Annotated in this window: 13 protein-coding genes and 1 pseudogene; 9 read left to right on the top strand and 5 right to left on the bottom strand. The window is 66.9% G+C overall.

All coding sequences use genetic code 11. The features are described 5' to 3' along the window. Positions 1 to 18 precede the first annotated feature (18 nt). Positions 19 to 498, top strand: a pseudogene (locus QSK35_RS22220) (GNAT family N-acetyltransferase); the annotation flags it as partial. Position 499: 1 nt separating this feature from the next. On the opposite strand, the gene QSK35_RS22215 reads toward QSK35_RS22220, so the two are convergent. Together QSK35_RS22215 and QSK35_RS22210 are read right to left on the bottom strand one after the other, a co-directional pair. After that, positions 500 to 844 carry a hypothetical protein gene (locus QSK35_RS22215; protein ID WP_285749197.1) on the bottom strand — a complete coding sequence of 115 codons (345 nt, stop codon included), beginning with the start codon at positions 842 to 844 and terminating at the stop codon, positions 500 to 502. Next, complete coding sequence (locus QSK35_RS22210; protein WP_285749195.1) at positions 841 to 1,575, bottom strand: TauD/TfdA family dioxygenase; 735 nt, start codon at positions 1,573 to 1,575, stop codon at positions 841 to 843. The genes QSK35_RS22215 and QSK35_RS22210 overlap by 4 nt, the downstream gene beginning before the upstream one ends. A 131-nt stretch (positions 1,576 to 1,706) precedes the next feature. Here QSK35_RS22210 and QSK35_RS22205 point away from each other — a divergent pair, with 131 nt between their 5' ends. The 3 genes from QSK35_RS22205 to QSK35_RS22195 all read left to right on the top strand — a co-directional run bounded on the left by QSK35_RS22205 (position 1,707) and on the right by QSK35_RS22195 (position 4,365). After that, positions 1,707 to 2,120 (top strand): NUDIX hydrolase, encoded by a 414-nt coding sequence (locus QSK35_RS22205; protein ID WP_285749193.1) that lies wholly within the window; start codon positions 1,707 to 1,709, stop codon positions 2,118 to 2,120. A gap of 126 nt (positions 2,121 to 2,246) precedes the next feature. Continuing rightward, positions 2,247 to 3,386 (top strand): helix-turn-helix transcriptional regulator, encoded by a 1,140-nt coding sequence (locus QSK35_RS22200; RefSeq protein ID WP_285749191.1) that lies wholly within the window; start codon positions 2,247 to 2,249, stop codon positions 3,384 to 3,386. A gap of 115 nt (positions 3,387 to 3,501) precedes the next feature. Beyond that, on the top strand, positions 3,502 to 4,365 hold the full coding sequence (locus tag QSK35_RS22195) for an Rv1352/Rv1906c domain-containing protein (RefSeq protein ID WP_285749189.1): 864 nt from the start codon (positions 3,502 to 3,504) through the stop codon (positions 4,363 to 4,365). A 98-nt stretch (positions 4,366 to 4,463) separates the two neighbouring features. Here QSK35_RS22195 and QSK35_RS22190 read toward each other — a convergent pair whose 3' ends face one another. Both QSK35_RS22190 and QSK35_RS22185 read right to left on the bottom strand, forming a co-directional pair. After that, complete coding sequence (locus QSK35_RS22190) at positions 4,464 to 5,750, bottom strand: MFS transporter (RefSeq protein WP_285749187.1); 1,287 nt, start codon at positions 5,748 to 5,750, stop codon at positions 4,464 to 4,466. Between the two features lie 184 nt (positions 5,751 to 5,934). Next, positions 5,935 to 8,865 carry a carboxyl transferase domain-containing protein gene (locus tag QSK35_RS22185; protein WP_352244138.1) on the bottom strand — a complete coding sequence of 977 codons (2,931 nt, stop codon included), beginning with the start codon at positions 8,863 to 8,865 and terminating at the stop codon, positions 5,935 to 5,937. A gap of 151 nt (positions 8,866 to 9,016) precedes the next feature. On the opposite strand from QSK35_RS22185, the gene QSK35_RS22180 reads away from it, so the two are divergent. Together QSK35_RS22180 and QSK35_RS22175 are read left to right on the top strand one after the other, a co-directional pair. Continuing rightward, a complete protein-coding gene (locus tag QSK35_RS22180; protein WP_285749458.1) occupies positions 9,017 to 9,937 on the top strand; it encodes a sporulation protein in 921 nt (306 codons plus the stop codon). Between the two features lie 25 nt (positions 9,938 to 9,962). Next, entirely contained in the window at positions 9,963 to 10,235 is a 273-nt protein-coding gene (locus tag QSK35_RS22175) for a GlsB/YeaQ/YmgE family stress response membrane protein (protein ID WP_285749184.1), read from the top strand. Here the strand turns inward: QSK35_RS22175 and QSK35_RS22170 are convergent. Continuing rightward, a complete protein-coding gene (locus QSK35_RS22170) occupies positions 10,232 to 10,843 on the bottom strand; it encodes a TetR/AcrR family transcriptional regulator (protein ID WP_285749182.1) in 612 nt (203 codons plus the stop codon). The two genes, QSK35_RS22175 and QSK35_RS22170, sit on opposite strands and share 4 nt — an antisense overlap. 98 nt (positions 10,844 to 10,941) lie before the next feature. Between QSK35_RS22170 and QSK35_RS22165 the strand changes: the two genes are divergently transcribed. The 3 genes from QSK35_RS22165 to QSK35_RS22155 are packed head-to-tail and all read left to right on the top strand — an operon-like array spanning position 10,942 to position 14,057. After that, positions 10,942 to 12,087, top strand: a complete 1,146-nt coding sequence (locus QSK35_RS22165) for an acyl-CoA dehydrogenase family protein (RefSeq protein ID WP_285749180.1) — start codon at positions 10,942 to 10,944, stop codon at positions 12,085 to 12,087. A 12-nt stretch (positions 12,088 to 12,099) separates the two neighbouring features. Further along, positions 12,100 to 13,299, top strand: coding sequence for an acetyl-CoA C-acetyltransferase (locus QSK35_RS22160; protein ID WP_285749178.1), 1,200 nt, complete (start codon positions 12,100 to 12,102; stop codon positions 13,297 to 13,299). Next, positions 13,299 to 14,057 (top strand): SDR family NAD(P)-dependent oxidoreductase, encoded by a 759-nt coding sequence (locus QSK35_RS22155; RefSeq protein WP_285749176.1) that lies wholly within the window; start codon positions 13,299 to 13,301, stop codon positions 14,055 to 14,057. The genes QSK35_RS22160 and QSK35_RS22155 overlap by 1 nt, the downstream gene beginning before the upstream one ends. Positions 14,058 to 14,076: the final 19 nt, after the last annotated feature.

Genomic DNA, 14,076 nt, shown 5'->3' with positions numbered 1-14,076 from the left:
GAATAATCTATGTGCATGGTCGAGGTTCGTGCGATGGACTTTGCTGACCGGGACGCGGTGCTGCGCATCTACGGCGAGGGCATCGCCACCGGCAACGCCACGTTCGAGACGTCCGTGCCCACCTGGTCGTCGCTGGACGCCAAGTGGCTGCCGGATCTGCGGTGGGTTGCTCTGGTGGATGGTTCTGTCGCCGGGTGGGCGGCCGTGGCGCGCGTTTCGCCGCGTGAGTGCTACCGCGGGGTTGTGGAGACGTCCGTTTACGTGGGCTCGGCGTTCCGCGGGCGCGGCGTCGCGAAGGCGTTGCTGGCTCGCCAGGTGTCGGCGGCCGACGCGGGCGGGCTGTGGACGTTGCAGGCGGTGATCTTTCCGGAGAACGAGGTGAGCATCGCGCTGCACCACAAGTTCGGGTTCCGGACCGTTGGGGTGCGGGAGCGGATCGCCCAGCATCACGGTGTCTGGCGCGACACCGTGATGCTGGAACGCCGCGTTCAGGACTGATCTACGGCGTCCACAACATCGGCCCGACCGCCTTGACAAGCCGAGGTGCGAGCCGGGCTCCGGGAGCAGGGAGGCTCAACAGCTCCTCGACCACGTACTCAAGCGAGCCCGTGCGTTCCCACACTATGCCGGGCGGCTCGTCTCCGTCGGTGCGCAACGCCATCGCGTCGTTCTCGTCGCGCACGCGGACAGCGTCGATCCATCCTCCTGGCCAAGCCCAGTAGCCGTCGACCTGTGTCGGCACGCCTTCCACCACGTCGCGGTGCACGAACGACCAGCCCGCGTCCCTGATCGCGATGAGCGCGGCGAGCGCGGGAAAGGCACGCGTGGCCGCGTCGTCGCTCATGCCGCATCACTCGACGCCCAGGCCCGAAGACCGGTCCGGATTCCGGTAGCCGGCAACGGATCTCCGTTGACCCGATGAACCACGCGCTGTCCCGTGAACGCCCGGCGACCGTGCAACCAGCGATGGTTGTCGAGGATGTAGCCCTGTCCGGCCGACAGCCGGAACTCGATCGCGTGGCGGTCGATCGCCGCACGCAGTACGGGAATCCAACGATCTACCTCTGACGCGAACCGCGCGAGCTCGTCGAGTCGCAGTCTGATGATGATCCGGCCGTCGCCGTTGTCGCTGAAGATCGAGCCGAGGTGTCCAGCCGCACCGCCGAAGAGAACCGAGCGTGGAGTACACAACGCAGCGAGCGCTTCAGGCTCCGAGACGGCGAGATCGTCGTACACGGCCTGGCCGTCGATGAGCACACACTCGCCACCGGTTGTTGCTGCCCTGCTGCAGCTCATCATCAACAATGCAGGTGGGTACGGGACGCCCGAACGGTCGGTGTGCGGGTTGAGCGCACAGGTACTGAAGCCCGCGAACCCACTGCGCACGATGGCCTCGCCGAAGTCGGCAATCGTCGTGACACCGTCCGGACCACTGTCCCGATGAGGCACGACGGTCGCGATCGAGTGGGCAAGCTGTAGAAGATCCTCGGGAGTGTCGAGGCCGTCGACTACAGCGAGTCCGCGCTCGGCGATCAGCTCGATCATGACTTCTACCTCGCGAAACGACTCGTCCATGGGATCAGCAGAACGCCGTTCGATCCACTACGTCCAGTGACAGATTGTCAACACCGAGTTGCGTAAGCGTGGTGGGTTCCGGTGCTACCTTGCCGTTGAGCAGCACGTCACCGATCTCGGAGGGCACCTCGATGAGCCAGCCTGCCTACCCGGTCTCGATAAAGGGCGTGGTGGTCCGTGGCGGCAAGGTGTTGCTGCTCAAGAACGAGCGCGAGGAATGGGAGCTGCCCGGCGGTCGCATCGAGCCCGGCGAGACGCCGGAGCAATGCGTTGCTCGTGAGATCACTGAAGAGACCCAATGGAAGGTCACGACCGGGCCGATCCTCGACACCTGGATGTACTACATCAACGTCGCCGAGAAGAACGTGTTCATCGTGACCTACGGCTGTCATCCGGACGGCGACAGCGAGCCTGTGCTTTCCCACGAGCACAAGGAAATCGGTCTGTTCACCCAGGACGAGGTGCCCGGTTTGAACATGCCGGACGGCTACAAGCGCTCGATTGCGACGTGGTTCGCGCGCTTGCATGAGGACGCGGTCAGGTAGGCCGTGACGGCCAGGCGATGTGACGCGTGTGGAGCCGAGCTGAGTCGGCTCGCCGTCGATGCGATCTGTCCAACCTGCCATGCCACTGTGCGTCACGTCGCCCCGGTCGTGCCGGGGCGTCGGCTCATGCCCGCGGTGTGGTTGTGGTCCGCGCCTGAAGCGACAACTGCGCTTCGAAGTCGTGATCTGGCAACGATCCTGCGCGTCTACCGCAGATTGAACAAGCTGAGTCAGGAACGGCTCGCCGCGCTACTCGACTACGACAAGACCTATGTGTCGATGATCGAGACCGGTCGCCGGAGCATCAGCGATGTCGCGACACGCCGTCACATCGCGCGGACGCTCGGATTGCCGATGCACGTGCTCGGTGTGACCGACAACGACGATGCCGACTTCGCGGCGATGATCCAGTTCGGCGACTCGACGATCCGCCTGGCCGAGATCGCGCGCCAGTCCGGGCGGGCCGTCGATGCGGTCAACGAACTCTGGCCGCTTGTTGCTCGACTCGAGGCACGAGCCGCCGAGGGCCGAGCCGAGCGGGACACGATGATCCTGCTTGGCCAGGGCCGCGCAGCGCTCGGGGTCTCGCTCGGCACCGTGCTGCCCGAAGAACGGTTGACGGCTGCTGCCCGGTGGACCGGTAAGGCCCTGGTGATCGCCGAGCGTCTCGGCGACCGTGCGTTCCTCGCGCACGCGCTTCGGATGCATGGCAACGAGCTACGCAAGGCCGACCACGTCGGTGCGGCCATCGCACGACTCGGCCGCGCTGTTGCCGTGTCCGAGGATCGGGAGGGGCAGGGAGCCGCATTCGCGCTTCTGGCTCGTGCCGCAGGCGAGCACGGCGATCCCGACCTTTTCGAACTCGCGATCAACGGGTACCGCAAACGACTCGACGACGGTGGCGGCCGGAGCATGCTGTTCAACCCGTTCACCTTCCGGGAGATCCAACTACGCGGCCTGGTCGCAACTGGCCGAGCCGCCGACGCGGTCCGGATCATGCGAGCGAGCATTCCGGATGCTGCGCCGGTCGCACCGCAGTGGCACATCATCGAGCGAGTTACGGCCGGACAGGTTCTGCTCGCGGCGCATCAGCGAGATGCGGCTGAGGAGACCTTGCGGACCGCGCTGATAGCAGCAGAGGTGCACCGCTTGCCGCATCAGATTCAGCGAACGATCCGTGCTGCCGACGAGGGCGGCCTTGTGGAGATCAGCGCAGGTGGGCAACTGGCGCTACGGCGGCTCAACGCCCTTCTGACTCCGCAATGACGTGTTGATCAGCAGGCGACGACGGTCAGTAACGGGCTGCTGGTCTCACACCGATACAGGGCATGCCTGGCAGCCAGATGTGACGCACCACCAGCGACTGCGAAAAGAGTTCCGCATGCGCCGATTCATGCTGCCCATCATTGCACTAGTAGCCGTAGCTGCTCTGTCGGCTTGCGGCACCGCGAAGCCGTCGGCCGAGCCACTCCGATCGTCAACAACCGCTACAACAACGACTACCTCCAAGCCGCTTCCGCCGGTGATAGATACGGCCAAGTATGCGGGTGTAGCCGCGAGCACGGCGGTCGCCGAAATTCAGAAGCTCGGCTACTACATCTACGTGACAGATGCCGAAAAGAAGTCGAACCTCTTCTTTCTTTCGATCAGAGATTCACTTCCTGAATCGCTGGGCAAGTGGGTAGTGAGTTCAATTGAAGCCAATCGCAGTAGTTACTCGGTCGCGACGGTATGGGTGAAGCGCGGCGAACTCGCGCCAGCTGAGAAGGTGGACGACGCTGTGCAGAAGGCGGGACTCGAATCCGCGATCGACAGGACCTATCGAAATGCATCCGCATGGGTTCTCGACGTGTGCGAGAGTATGGCAAGTCCCAGCAAGTACGTCACTGCATCGGAATTTCTCCAGGGGCAGACCGGTGATGACGCGAAGCGTCTTGAGATTTTCAAGATCGGCATACCGGCGCTGTGTGTGGAACATCAAGGCGCGCTCAATGACGTCCTCGAAGGAAACGTGCCGTTCGGCAGTGGGACGTACGAGATCGGCACGGGCAAGGGCAAGATAAAGCCTGGCACGTATCGCACCACACGCAGTGTCGACAGCTGCTATTGGGAGCGGACGAGACCTGATGGCGAGATTATCGACAACAACTTCGTCACCCATGCGCAGTCGATCACCGTCACAGTGGCACCGACGGATGGGAGCTTCACCAACCAACGCTGTGGTACCTGGCAGCTGGTGAAGTAGCCAGGGCTGAACGCGATATATAGGCAGGGTGGCCGACGCGCTTGACCCGCCCAGCATCACGGTGTCTGGCGCGACACCGTGATGCTGGAACGCCGCGTTCAGGACGCCGGCTGAGCCTCCGCCGCCACCGCTGACGCCACCGGGTTGGTCTCCGGCAGCTTCCACGCCGAGTAGACCGTCACGACGCCCATCAGCGCGAGGAACACCGAGACGGACACGGAAGTGCCGGTCGCGCCCAGCAGCGCCGTCATGATGAACGGCGTGCCGCCGCTGACCAGGATCGATGCCAGCTGGTAGGCGAGCGACGCGCCTGAATACCGCACGTGCGCCTCGAACAGCTCACCCAGGTACGCCGCGATCGGCCCGTACACCAGCGAGGACGCGATGCCCGCGACGGTCACCGCGGCGAACAGCATGCCGAGCGAACCGGTGTCGATGAGCCAGAAGTACGGGAACGCCCACAGCGTGAGTGCGAGCGCGCCCAGCAGGATCAGCGGACGGCGGCCGTAGCGGTCCGACAACCGTCCACTGAGGAACACGAACGGCACGCTGATGATCGACGACGCGAGGCTGGCCAGCAGCACCGACTGGCGGGACAGGCCGAGCGTCGAAGTCGCGTACGACAGCACACCCGCGATCGAGACGTAGAAGATCGCGTTGGACGCGAACATCAGGCCCGCGCCGAGCAGGATCGCCTTGCGGTGCGTCCGCAGGGCCTCCTTCAACGGCGCCTGCACGACCGAGTCGGGTGAGGCCGCGCGACGGGCCGCGATCTCCTTGTACACCGGGCTGTCCTCGACCTTGAGCTGGATGAACAGCACCAGCGGGAACAGCAGCGCGCTGGCCAGGAACGGCACCCGCCAGCCCCAGGACGCGAACGACGCGGCCGGCATCGACGTCGAGGCGACGATGAACGCCACGTTGCCCAGGATCACGCCGATCGGCACACCGGCCTGGCCGAACGTGCCCGCGAAGCCACGACGCCCGGACGAAGCGCTCTCCGTCAGGAGCAGCACGACGCCGCCCCACTGGCCGCCGACCGCGATGCCCTGCGCGAACCGCAGCAGCACCAGCAGAACCGGCGCGAAGACGCCGATCGACGCGCTCGTCGGCAGCAGGCCGATGAGGAACGTCGCCGCCGCCATCAGCGCCAGGCAGATCACCAGCGCGGGCTTGCGCCCGAACTTGTCACCGATGTGCCCGAACACCAGGCCACCGATCGGCCTGGCGATGAAGCCGGCCCAGAACGTGCTGAAGGACAACAACAAACCCACGATGGGGGTCGCCGCGGGGAAGAAAAGCTTTGGGAACACCAAAGCTGCTGCCGTGGCGTAGATGAAGAAGTCGTACCACTCGAGAGAACTACCGACGAGGCCGGCAGCCATGAGTTTGCGCAACGAACGTCGATCGGTGGGGGTAGGGGCGGCAGTGACCATACGAAACCTCGCAGTGTTGAATTGCGCGGGTGAGGTCTGGCGAAGTCGGTGTCTTCCCTCGTGATTTCGTCCGCGGCCGGCGCTAGGGCGCCGGCCGCGAACGAAATGACTCAGTCCAGACACCGACGCGACCTCACCAGGTATCGATGAAGGGGCGTTTCTTCCCGCCGTCACGGGAAGCACTTGGAGCAAGCGCGGTCGCGATCCACCGGCGCGTGTCCGCCGGATCGATGACGTCGTCGATCTCGAAGACCGAGGCGACGTTGAGCGCCTTGCCGTGTTCGTACGCCGCCGCGACCATCTGGTCGAAGCGTGCCTGGCGTTCCTGTGGATCCTCGATCGCGTCCAGCTCGCGTCGGTAGCCGAGCCGGACAGCCCCCTCCAACCCCATTGGTCCGAATTCCCCGGTGGGCCAGGAAATCGCGAACTGGGGAACCTTCAACGAACCCGCCGCCATGGCCTGCGCGCCGAGTCCGTAAGCCTTTCGTAGAACAACCAGCCCGAACGGCACGTCGATGTTCGCGCCCGTCACGACCATGCGGGTCAGGTGCCGCACGGTCGCCGTCCGCTCCGCCTCCGGCCCGACCATGAACCCAGGCGTGTCGCACAACGACACCACCGGCAGGTCGAACGCATCGCAGAGCTGCAGGAACCTTGCTGCCTTGTCGGCCGCGGAAGCATCGATCGCACCGCCCAGCACCGCGGGGTCGTTGGCGATCAACCCCATGGGCCGGCCCTCGACCCGCACCAGCGCGGTCACGATGCCGCGGCCGAAGCCCTCGCGCAGCTCCAGCACCGAGTCCGTGTCCGCCAACGTCGTGATCAATGAGCGGACGTTATAGGCGCGCAGCCGGTTCTCGGGAATCGCGTGTCGCAACTGGCGCTGGTCGGCACACGACCAGTCCGAGACAGGCCCCTGGAAGTACGAAAGATACTTGCGCGCAACGGAAACGGCTTCCTCTTCGGTGGCCACCGCGATGTCCACGACACCGTTGGGCACCTGCACGTCCAGCGGGCCGATGTCCTCCGGGCGGAACACGCCCAGCCCGCCGCCCTCGATCATCGCCGGGCCGCCCATGCCGATGTTCGCGCCCTCGACCGCGATGATCACGTCGCACGTGCCGAGCAGCACGGCGTTGCCCGCGAAACACCGGCCCGCGACCACGCCCACCAGCGGCACCAGCCCGCTCAAAGAAGCGAACGCGTGGAACGAGCCGCAGTCCAGCCCGCTGACCATGCTGTGGTCGGTGTCGCCGGGCCGGCCGCCGCCGCCCTCGGCGAACAGCACGATCGGCAGCTTCTCCTGTTGCGCCAACGCGAAGAGGCGGTCCTTCTTCGCGTGGTTGCGCAGGCCCTGCGTGCCGGCGAGCACGGCGTAGTCGTACGACATGGCGACGACCCGCTCGCCGTTCACACGCCCGATGCCCGCGACCAGGCCGTCGGCAGGGGTGCGTTCGATCAGGTCTTCCAACGACCGGCGGGCACGTTGCGCGGCGATCGCGAGACCGCCGTACTCGACGAAGTCCTCGCACAGGTCCGCGATGTTCTCCCGAGCGGTCCGGCCGCCGAGAGCATGCCGCTTGGCCGCAGCCTCCGGCCGTGAGAAGTCATGCCGTGCCAGCACTTCCGCCAGGTCAGGTCGGATGAAGTCGAGGTCGATCTCGGCCTGTTCCTCGGCGTGCTCACCGGCGTCGCCGAGCGCGAGGACCTGGCCCTCGACCACGGTGTCGCCGACGTTGACCAGCACGTCTCCGTTGACGCGCACGACGTGCTGCATCTTCATCGCCTCGAGCACGACCGCGCCGTCCTCGATCGCGACGACCGTGCCGGACAGGGGAGCGCGTGACCCCGAAACCGGCTCGTCGGTGATGAAGTCGGTCGGCGCTCCGACGATGTCCTTGCGCAGCAGGCCTTTCAGGAAGTCGATGTTCGTCGGCACGCCCTCGACGCGGAACTCGTCCAACGCCCGGCGCGCCCGGTTCAGCGCGATGTCGAGGTCCTCGCCGTGCACCACGAGCTTGGCGAGCAGCGCGTCGAACCGCGTGCCGACGCGGTAGCCGGGGTAGGCGTGCGTGTCGACGCGGACGCCGGGGCCGGTGGGAGGCTGGAACGTCGTCAGGACGCCGCCGGAGGTCTGGTTGATCCGCAGCTGCACGGCGCTGCCGCGCTCGCTGAACGAGAGGTCGAACTCGCCGCCCCACGCCAGCAGCAGCTGGGTGCGCACGAGGTCGACGCCGGTGATCTCCTCGGTCACCGTGTGCTCGACCTGAAGCCGCGGGTTGACCTCGAGGAACGCGAACTCGTCGCCCGCGACCAGGAATTCGACCGTGCCGACGCCGGTGTAGTCGACGGCGTACGCGATCGCGGACGCGGCCTCGTGCAGCGCCTTGCGCAGCGACGGGTCCAGCAGCGGCGCGGGGGCGATCTCGACGATCTTCTGGTGTCCCCTTTGGAGGCTGCAGTCGCGGTCGCCGATCACCATCGTGCCGACCAGCTGCACCTCGATGTGCCGGGCCGGGGTCATCAGGCGTTCCAGGTAGACGTCGTCGTTGCCGAACGCCGCCAGCGCCTCCGCCTTGCAGCGCGCGATCGCGTCGTCCAGGTCCTCGGGCCGGTGCACCTCGCGCATGCCCTTGCCGCCGCCACCCGCGACGGCTTTGACCATCAGGGGGAACGATTCGCCCGCGTCGAGCGTTGGCACGCCGAGCGATGCGGCAAGATCGCGAGCGCGGCGCTTGTCGCCGAGCAGGTCCAGCACTTCGGGGCGTGGACCGACGAAGGTCAACCCGGCGTCTTGGCAGGCGCGCGCGAAGGAGGCGTTCTCGGAGAGGAAACCCCATCCGGGATGCACGGCGACGCAGTCTTCTCCGGCGTTGATCAGCTGGTCGATGTCCAGATAGGGCTGCGGCCCGTGACCGCGCAACGGCACGGCGTGGTCGGCCAGGCGGACGTGTAACGAGTCCGCGTCGTCTGCCGAGTACACCGCCGTGGTGCGGATTCCGAGGTCGGCAGCCGCGCGCAACACGCGAACGGCGACCTCACCCCGGTTGGCGACGAGCAGCACGGGAGTTCCTCCTGAGCGACCGCTTAGTATGTGACGGCGGTCGCATGCTGCCATCTCGGTTGACGTTCGTCCAGACGGAACCGATCCACCCGGTGAGGCGTCATTGGGACACTTCACCGCAAAATGCAGAAGGCTCAGGGAGGCCGCCGTGGTGTTCAAGAGGATGTTGCAGGCGTTTGGCGTGGGTGGACCGACGGTGGACACGGTGCTGACGAACCCCAACGTCCGGCCCGGCGAGTACCTGACCGGCGAGGTGCGCATCGCCGGCGGTGACCACCCCGCGAACATCGACCACGTGGTGCTCTCGCTGCTCACCCGCGTCGAGGTCGAGAGCGGCGACAACGAGTACAACACCAACCGCGAGTTCGCCAAGATCTCCGTCGCCCAGCGCCTCGCCGTCGCGCCCGGCCAGCGCATCGCGCTGCCGTTCCAGTTCCCGGTGCCGCTGGAGACCCCGCTCAACGTCGTGATGGGCACGCAGCTGCACGGCATGAAGATGGGCCTGCGCACCGAGCTGGAGGTCCGCGGCGCCGTCGACCCCGGCGACCTCGACCCGGTGTGGGTGCACGCGCTGCCGTCCCAGGAGGCCGTGCTCCGCGCGTTCGGCCAGCTCGGCTTCCGCTTCACGAAGGCCGACAACGAGCAGGGCCGCCTGCACGGCGTGCCGCAGCAGCTGCCGTTCTTCCAGGAGATCGAGTTCTACCCGCCGCCGCAGTTCCACGGCCGCCTCAACCAGGTCGAGCTGACCTTCGTGGCCGACCAGCACCACCTGTACACGATCCTCGAGGCCGACAAGCGCGGCGGCCTGTTCCGCGCCGGCGGCGACGCGTTCGGGCACTTCCACATGTCCCACCAGGAGGCGATGCACGCCGACTGGGCCGGGATCATCAACAACTGGATGGCCCAGATCAGCGGTCGCGGCGGCCACGGCATGCACGGGGGCCACGGCATTCACGGTGGTCACGGGCCTGGAGTCGGCGGAATTGTCGCTGCAGGTGCGGCTGGCGTGGTAGGTGGGATGATTATGGGAGAGGTCTTCGACGAGATCGGCGACGCCTTCTTCGGAGACTGATCCGCCCGAAGCAAGGGAGGCAGTAGTGTCCCCTGAAAGCATCATCGGAGCTCTGATCATCGGGCTCATAATCGGCTTGCTGGGCAAGCTGGTGGCCCCTGGTAAGCAAGCGATCCCGATCTGGCTGACCCTCATCGTGGGCATCGTGGCCGCGTTCCTCGGCACGTTCGTCGCCCGCGCGCTCGGGGTCGCCGACACACCGGGTATCGACTGGATCGAGCTGGTCGTCCAGGTGGTGATCGCGGCGATCGGGGTCTCCGTGGTCGCCGGGGTCTACGGCCGCAAGTCGGTCACCTAGTTAGTCAGCATCCGCCGGACCAGGTCTGCGTACATCGCGCCGATCTGGTCCGGCGTCCTTTTGCCGGACGGCTGGTACCAGCGCGCGACGTCGATGCACAGCGACAGCACCGCGAGCGTCGCGCCCTTCAGGTCGGGCACGTCGAAGACGCCTTCCCGCATCCCGTCCTCGATGATCGAGCGCATCTTGCCCTCGATCTGCCTGCGCAGTTCGGCCACCACGGCGTGGTGCGCGGGGTTCAGCGCCCCCAGCTCGTACTGCACGACCCGAGCGGTCGTGTGGTACTCGGCGTGCCACCGCGCGAACGACGACACGGCGTTCGACAGGCGCTCCACGGGGGTGGCGCCGGGCACGTCGGACAGGACGCCCAGCGACAGCTCGTGCCCGATCCGGGAGATCTGGAAGAGCAGGTCCTCCTTGGACCGGTAGTGGATGTACACGGCGGCCGGCGACATCCCCGCCAGTGACGCGATGTCACGCGTTGTCGTAGCGTGATAGCCCTTGTCCGCGAAGGCGCGGGACGCGGCGATCAGCATGCGGCGGGCGGCGTCGGGTGTGACGTCACGCCACATCTCGTCGAGCACCCCGAACTCCTGCTGGGCCGTCATCGAGCGTCCTCCTTGTTGACAGGCCACGAATCGTACTGCACGCTAAGCGGGCGCTTAGCTCTAAGCAACCGCTTAGTATGTTGGCTGGAGGAGGACCCGTGCAGCGCACGCTGTTCAACGAAGATCACCACGCGTTCCGGGAGTCGGCGAAGGAGTTCGTCGAGCGGACCATCCGGCCGAACGTTGAGAAGTTCATCGAGCAGCGCGAGATCGACCGCGATGTGTGGCTCGAGGCCGGTCGGCAGGGCCTGCTGGGGCTCGAGATCCCCGAGGAGTACGGCGGCAGCGAGGCGAACGACTACCGGTTCAACACCGTGTTCGCCGAGGAGCTGTGCCGTGTCAACGCGGCCGTCGCGTCGAGCCTCGGCATCCACGGTGACGTCGTCGCGCCCTACCTCGTGGACCTGTGCACCGAGGAGCAGAAGCAGCGCTGGCTCCCCGGCATGGCCACCGGTGAGATCAAGACCGGTATCGCGATGACCGAGCCGTCCGGCGGCTCCGACCTCGCCGCGCTCAAGACGAACGCCGTCAAGGACGGGTCCGACTGGATCCTCAACGGCTCCAAGACGTTCATCACCAACGGCTACACCGCGGACATGATCGTGGTCGCCGCGCGGACCGACCCTTCGAAGGGCGCTCGCGGCATCACGCTGTTCGCCGTCGAGACCGGCATGAAGGGCTTCGAGCGCGGCCGCAAGCTCGACAAGGTCGGCCAGCACCCGTCCGACACCGCGGAGCTCTTCTTCCAGGACGTGCGGCTGTCGTCCGAGCACGTCATCGGTGAGGAGGGGCAGGGCTTCATCTACATGATGGAACGCCTGCCGCAGGAGCGGATCGGCGGCGCGATCTCCAACCTGGCGCACGCCGTCGGCATCTTCGACGAGACGCTCGAGTACGTGAAGGAGCGCAAGGCGTTCGGGCAGGCGATCGGCAAGTTCCAGCACAACAAGTTCCTGCTCGCCGAGCTGCGGACCAAGATCGACGTCACGCAGGCGTTCATCGACAACCTGACGATGCAGCACACCAAGGGTGAGCTGACCGCGGTCGAGGCGGCGCAGGCGAAGTACTGGAGCGCCGACGTCGAGAACGAGGTCATCGACGCCTGCGTGCAGCTGCACGGCGGCTACGGCTACATGACCGAGTACCGCGTCGCCCGCGCGTGGATGGACGCCCGTGTCACGAAGATCTGGGCCGGCTCCAACGAGATCATGAAGGAACTCATCGGCCGCGACCTCGGCCTGTGACGGGAGACCTCAATGCCTGAAGCAGTCATCGTTTCCACCGCGAGGTCACCGATCGGCCGGGCCCGCAAGGGATCGCTCGTCGACCTGCGGCCGGACGACCTCGCCGCGCAGATCGTCAAGGCGGCGCTGGACAAGGTGCCCTCGTTGACCGAGATCACCGACCTGCACCTGGGTTGTGCCGAGCCGCAGGACGAGCACGGCCAGAACATCGCGCGCCGCGTCGCCGTGCAGCTCGGGTTCGACACGCTGCCCGGCACCACGGTCAACCGGTTCTGCGCGTCGTCCGTGCAGACCGCGCGGATGGCCTTCCACGCCATCAAGGCGGGCGAGGGGCACGCGTTCATCAGCGCGGGCGTCGAGTGCGTCTCCCGGTACATGCACAGCGGCACGCCGAACGAGAACCCGTTGTTCGACGAGGCCCGCGCGCGTACCCAGAAGACGGCCGAGACGAACGCGCCGTGGACCGACCCGCGGCTCGACGGCAAGCTGCCCGACTACTACATCGCGATGGGGCAGACGGCCGAGAACGTCGCCACCTCGATGGGCATCTCGCGGCACGACCAGGACGAGTTCGGTGTCCGGTCGCAGAACCTCGCGGAGAAGGCGATCGCGGACGGCTTCTTCGAGCGTGAGATCACGCCCGTGACGCTGCCCGACGGTCGCGTCGTCTCCACCGACGACGGCCCGCGCGCCGGAGTCACCTACGAAGCTGTGGCTTCTTTGAAGCCGTCGTTCCGCCCGGACGGCACGATCAACGCCGGCAACTGCTGCCCGCTCAACGACGGTGCCGCCGCCGTGGTGATCATGAGCGACGTCCGTGCCCGCGAGCTGGGCCTGACCCCGTTGGCGCGCATCGTGTCCACGGGCGTCTCGGGCCTGTCGCCGGAGATCATGGGCCTCGGCCCGGTCGACGCGACCAAGCAGGCCCTGGGGCACGCCGGTCTGTCCATTTCGGACATCGACCTCGTCGAGATCAACGAGGCGTTCGCGGTGCAGGTCATCGGCAGCCAGCGCGAGCTCGGCATCGACATCGACAAGCTGAACGTGCACGGCGGCGCGATCGCGCTCGGCCACCCGTTCGGCTCGACCGGCGCCCGCATCATGACCACACTGATCAACGGCATGCAGGCGCGCGACGCCCAGTTCGGCCTGGAGACCATGTGCGTCGGCGGCGGTCAGGGCATGGCGATCATTCTGGAAAGGCTGTCGTAATGGGAATCCTGGACAAGTTCCGGCTGGACGGGAAGGTCGCGATCGTCACCGGGGCGTCCTCCGGTCTCGGCGTGGCCTTCGCGAAGGCCCTGGCGGAGGCGGGCGCGGACGTCGTGCTCGCCGCGCGCCGTGCGGACAAGCTCAAGGAGACCGCGCTCCTCGTCGAGTCGGCCGGCCGCCGCGCGCTGGTCGTGCAGGCCGACGTCTCGCAGCCCGACGACTGCCGTGAGGTGGCCGCCGCGGCGGCCGAATTCGGCACCGTCGGCGTGCTCGTCAACAACGCGGGCGTCGCCTCGGCCGTGCCCGCGTCGCGGGAGACGCCGGAGCAGTTCCTCGGCGTCATGGACGTGAACCTCAACGGCGCGTACTGGATGGCGCAGGCCGCGGCCGCGGTGATGACCGAGGGCGGCTCGATCATCAACATCTCCAGCGTGCTCGGTCTGGTCACCGGCGGCATCCCGCAGGCCGCGTACTCCGCATCCAAGGCGGGTCTGCTGGGCCTCACGCGCGACCTCGCGCAGCAGTGGACGAAGCGCAAGGGCATCCGGGTCAACGCGATCGCGCCGGGCTTCTTCGCCTCGGAGATGACCGACCAGTACCCGCCCGGCTACATGGACCAGTTCACCTCGATGGTGCCCGCCGGCCGCGTCGGTGACCCGGAGGAGCTCGCCGCGGCCGTGGTGTTCCTGGCCTCGCCCGCCGGTGGCTACGTGACCGGCGAGACGCTCGTCGTCGACGGTGGCGCTGTCATCGTCTGATATTCGGTAGACGACTCGG

Source organism: Lentzea sp. NBRC 105346, assembly GCF_030269605.1.
Classification (GTDB): Bacteria; Actinomycetota; Actinomycetes; order Mycobacteriales; family Pseudonocardiaceae; genus Lentzea.
This window is presented reverse-complemented; position numbering and strand designations above follow the sequence as displayed.

Excerpts from the sequence above, each read along its gene's own strand:
- QSK35_RS22215 (WP_285749197.1), bottom strand. The coding sequence starts at position 844 with ATGAGCGACGACGCGGCCACGCGTGCCTTTCCCGCGCTCGCCGCGCTC.
- QSK35_RS22160 (WP_285749178.1), top strand. The coding sequence starts at position 12,100 with ATGCCTGAAGCAGTCATCGTTTCCACCGCGAGGTCACCGATCGGCCGG.
- QSK35_RS22210 (WP_285749195.1), bottom strand. The coding sequence starts at position 1,575 with ATGGACGAGTCGTTTCGCGAGGTAGAAGTCATGATCGAGCTGATCGCC.
- QSK35_RS22170 (WP_285749182.1), bottom strand. The coding sequence starts at position 10,843 with ATGACGGCCCAGCAGGAGTTCGGGGTGCTCGACGAGATGTGGCGTGAC.
- QSK35_RS22190 (WP_285749187.1), bottom strand. The coding sequence starts at position 5,750 with ATGGCTGCCGGCCTCGTCGGTAGTTCTCTCGAGTGGTACGACTTCTTC.
- QSK35_RS22200 (WP_285749191.1), top strand. The coding sequence starts at position 2,247 with ATGCCCGCGGTGTGGTTGTGGTCCGCGCCTGAAGCGACAACTGCGCTT.
- QSK35_RS22155 (WP_285749176.1), top strand. The coding sequence starts at position 13,299 with ATGGGAATCCTGGACAAGTTCCGGCTGGACGGGAAGGTCGCGATCGTC.
- QSK35_RS22205 (WP_285749193.1), top strand. The coding sequence starts at position 1,707 with ATGAGCCAGCCTGCCTACCCGGTCTCGATAAAGGGCGTGGTGGTCCGT.
- QSK35_RS22195 (WP_285749189.1), top strand. The coding sequence starts at position 3,502 with ATGCGCCGATTCATGCTGCCCATCATTGCACTAGTAGCCGTAGCTGCT.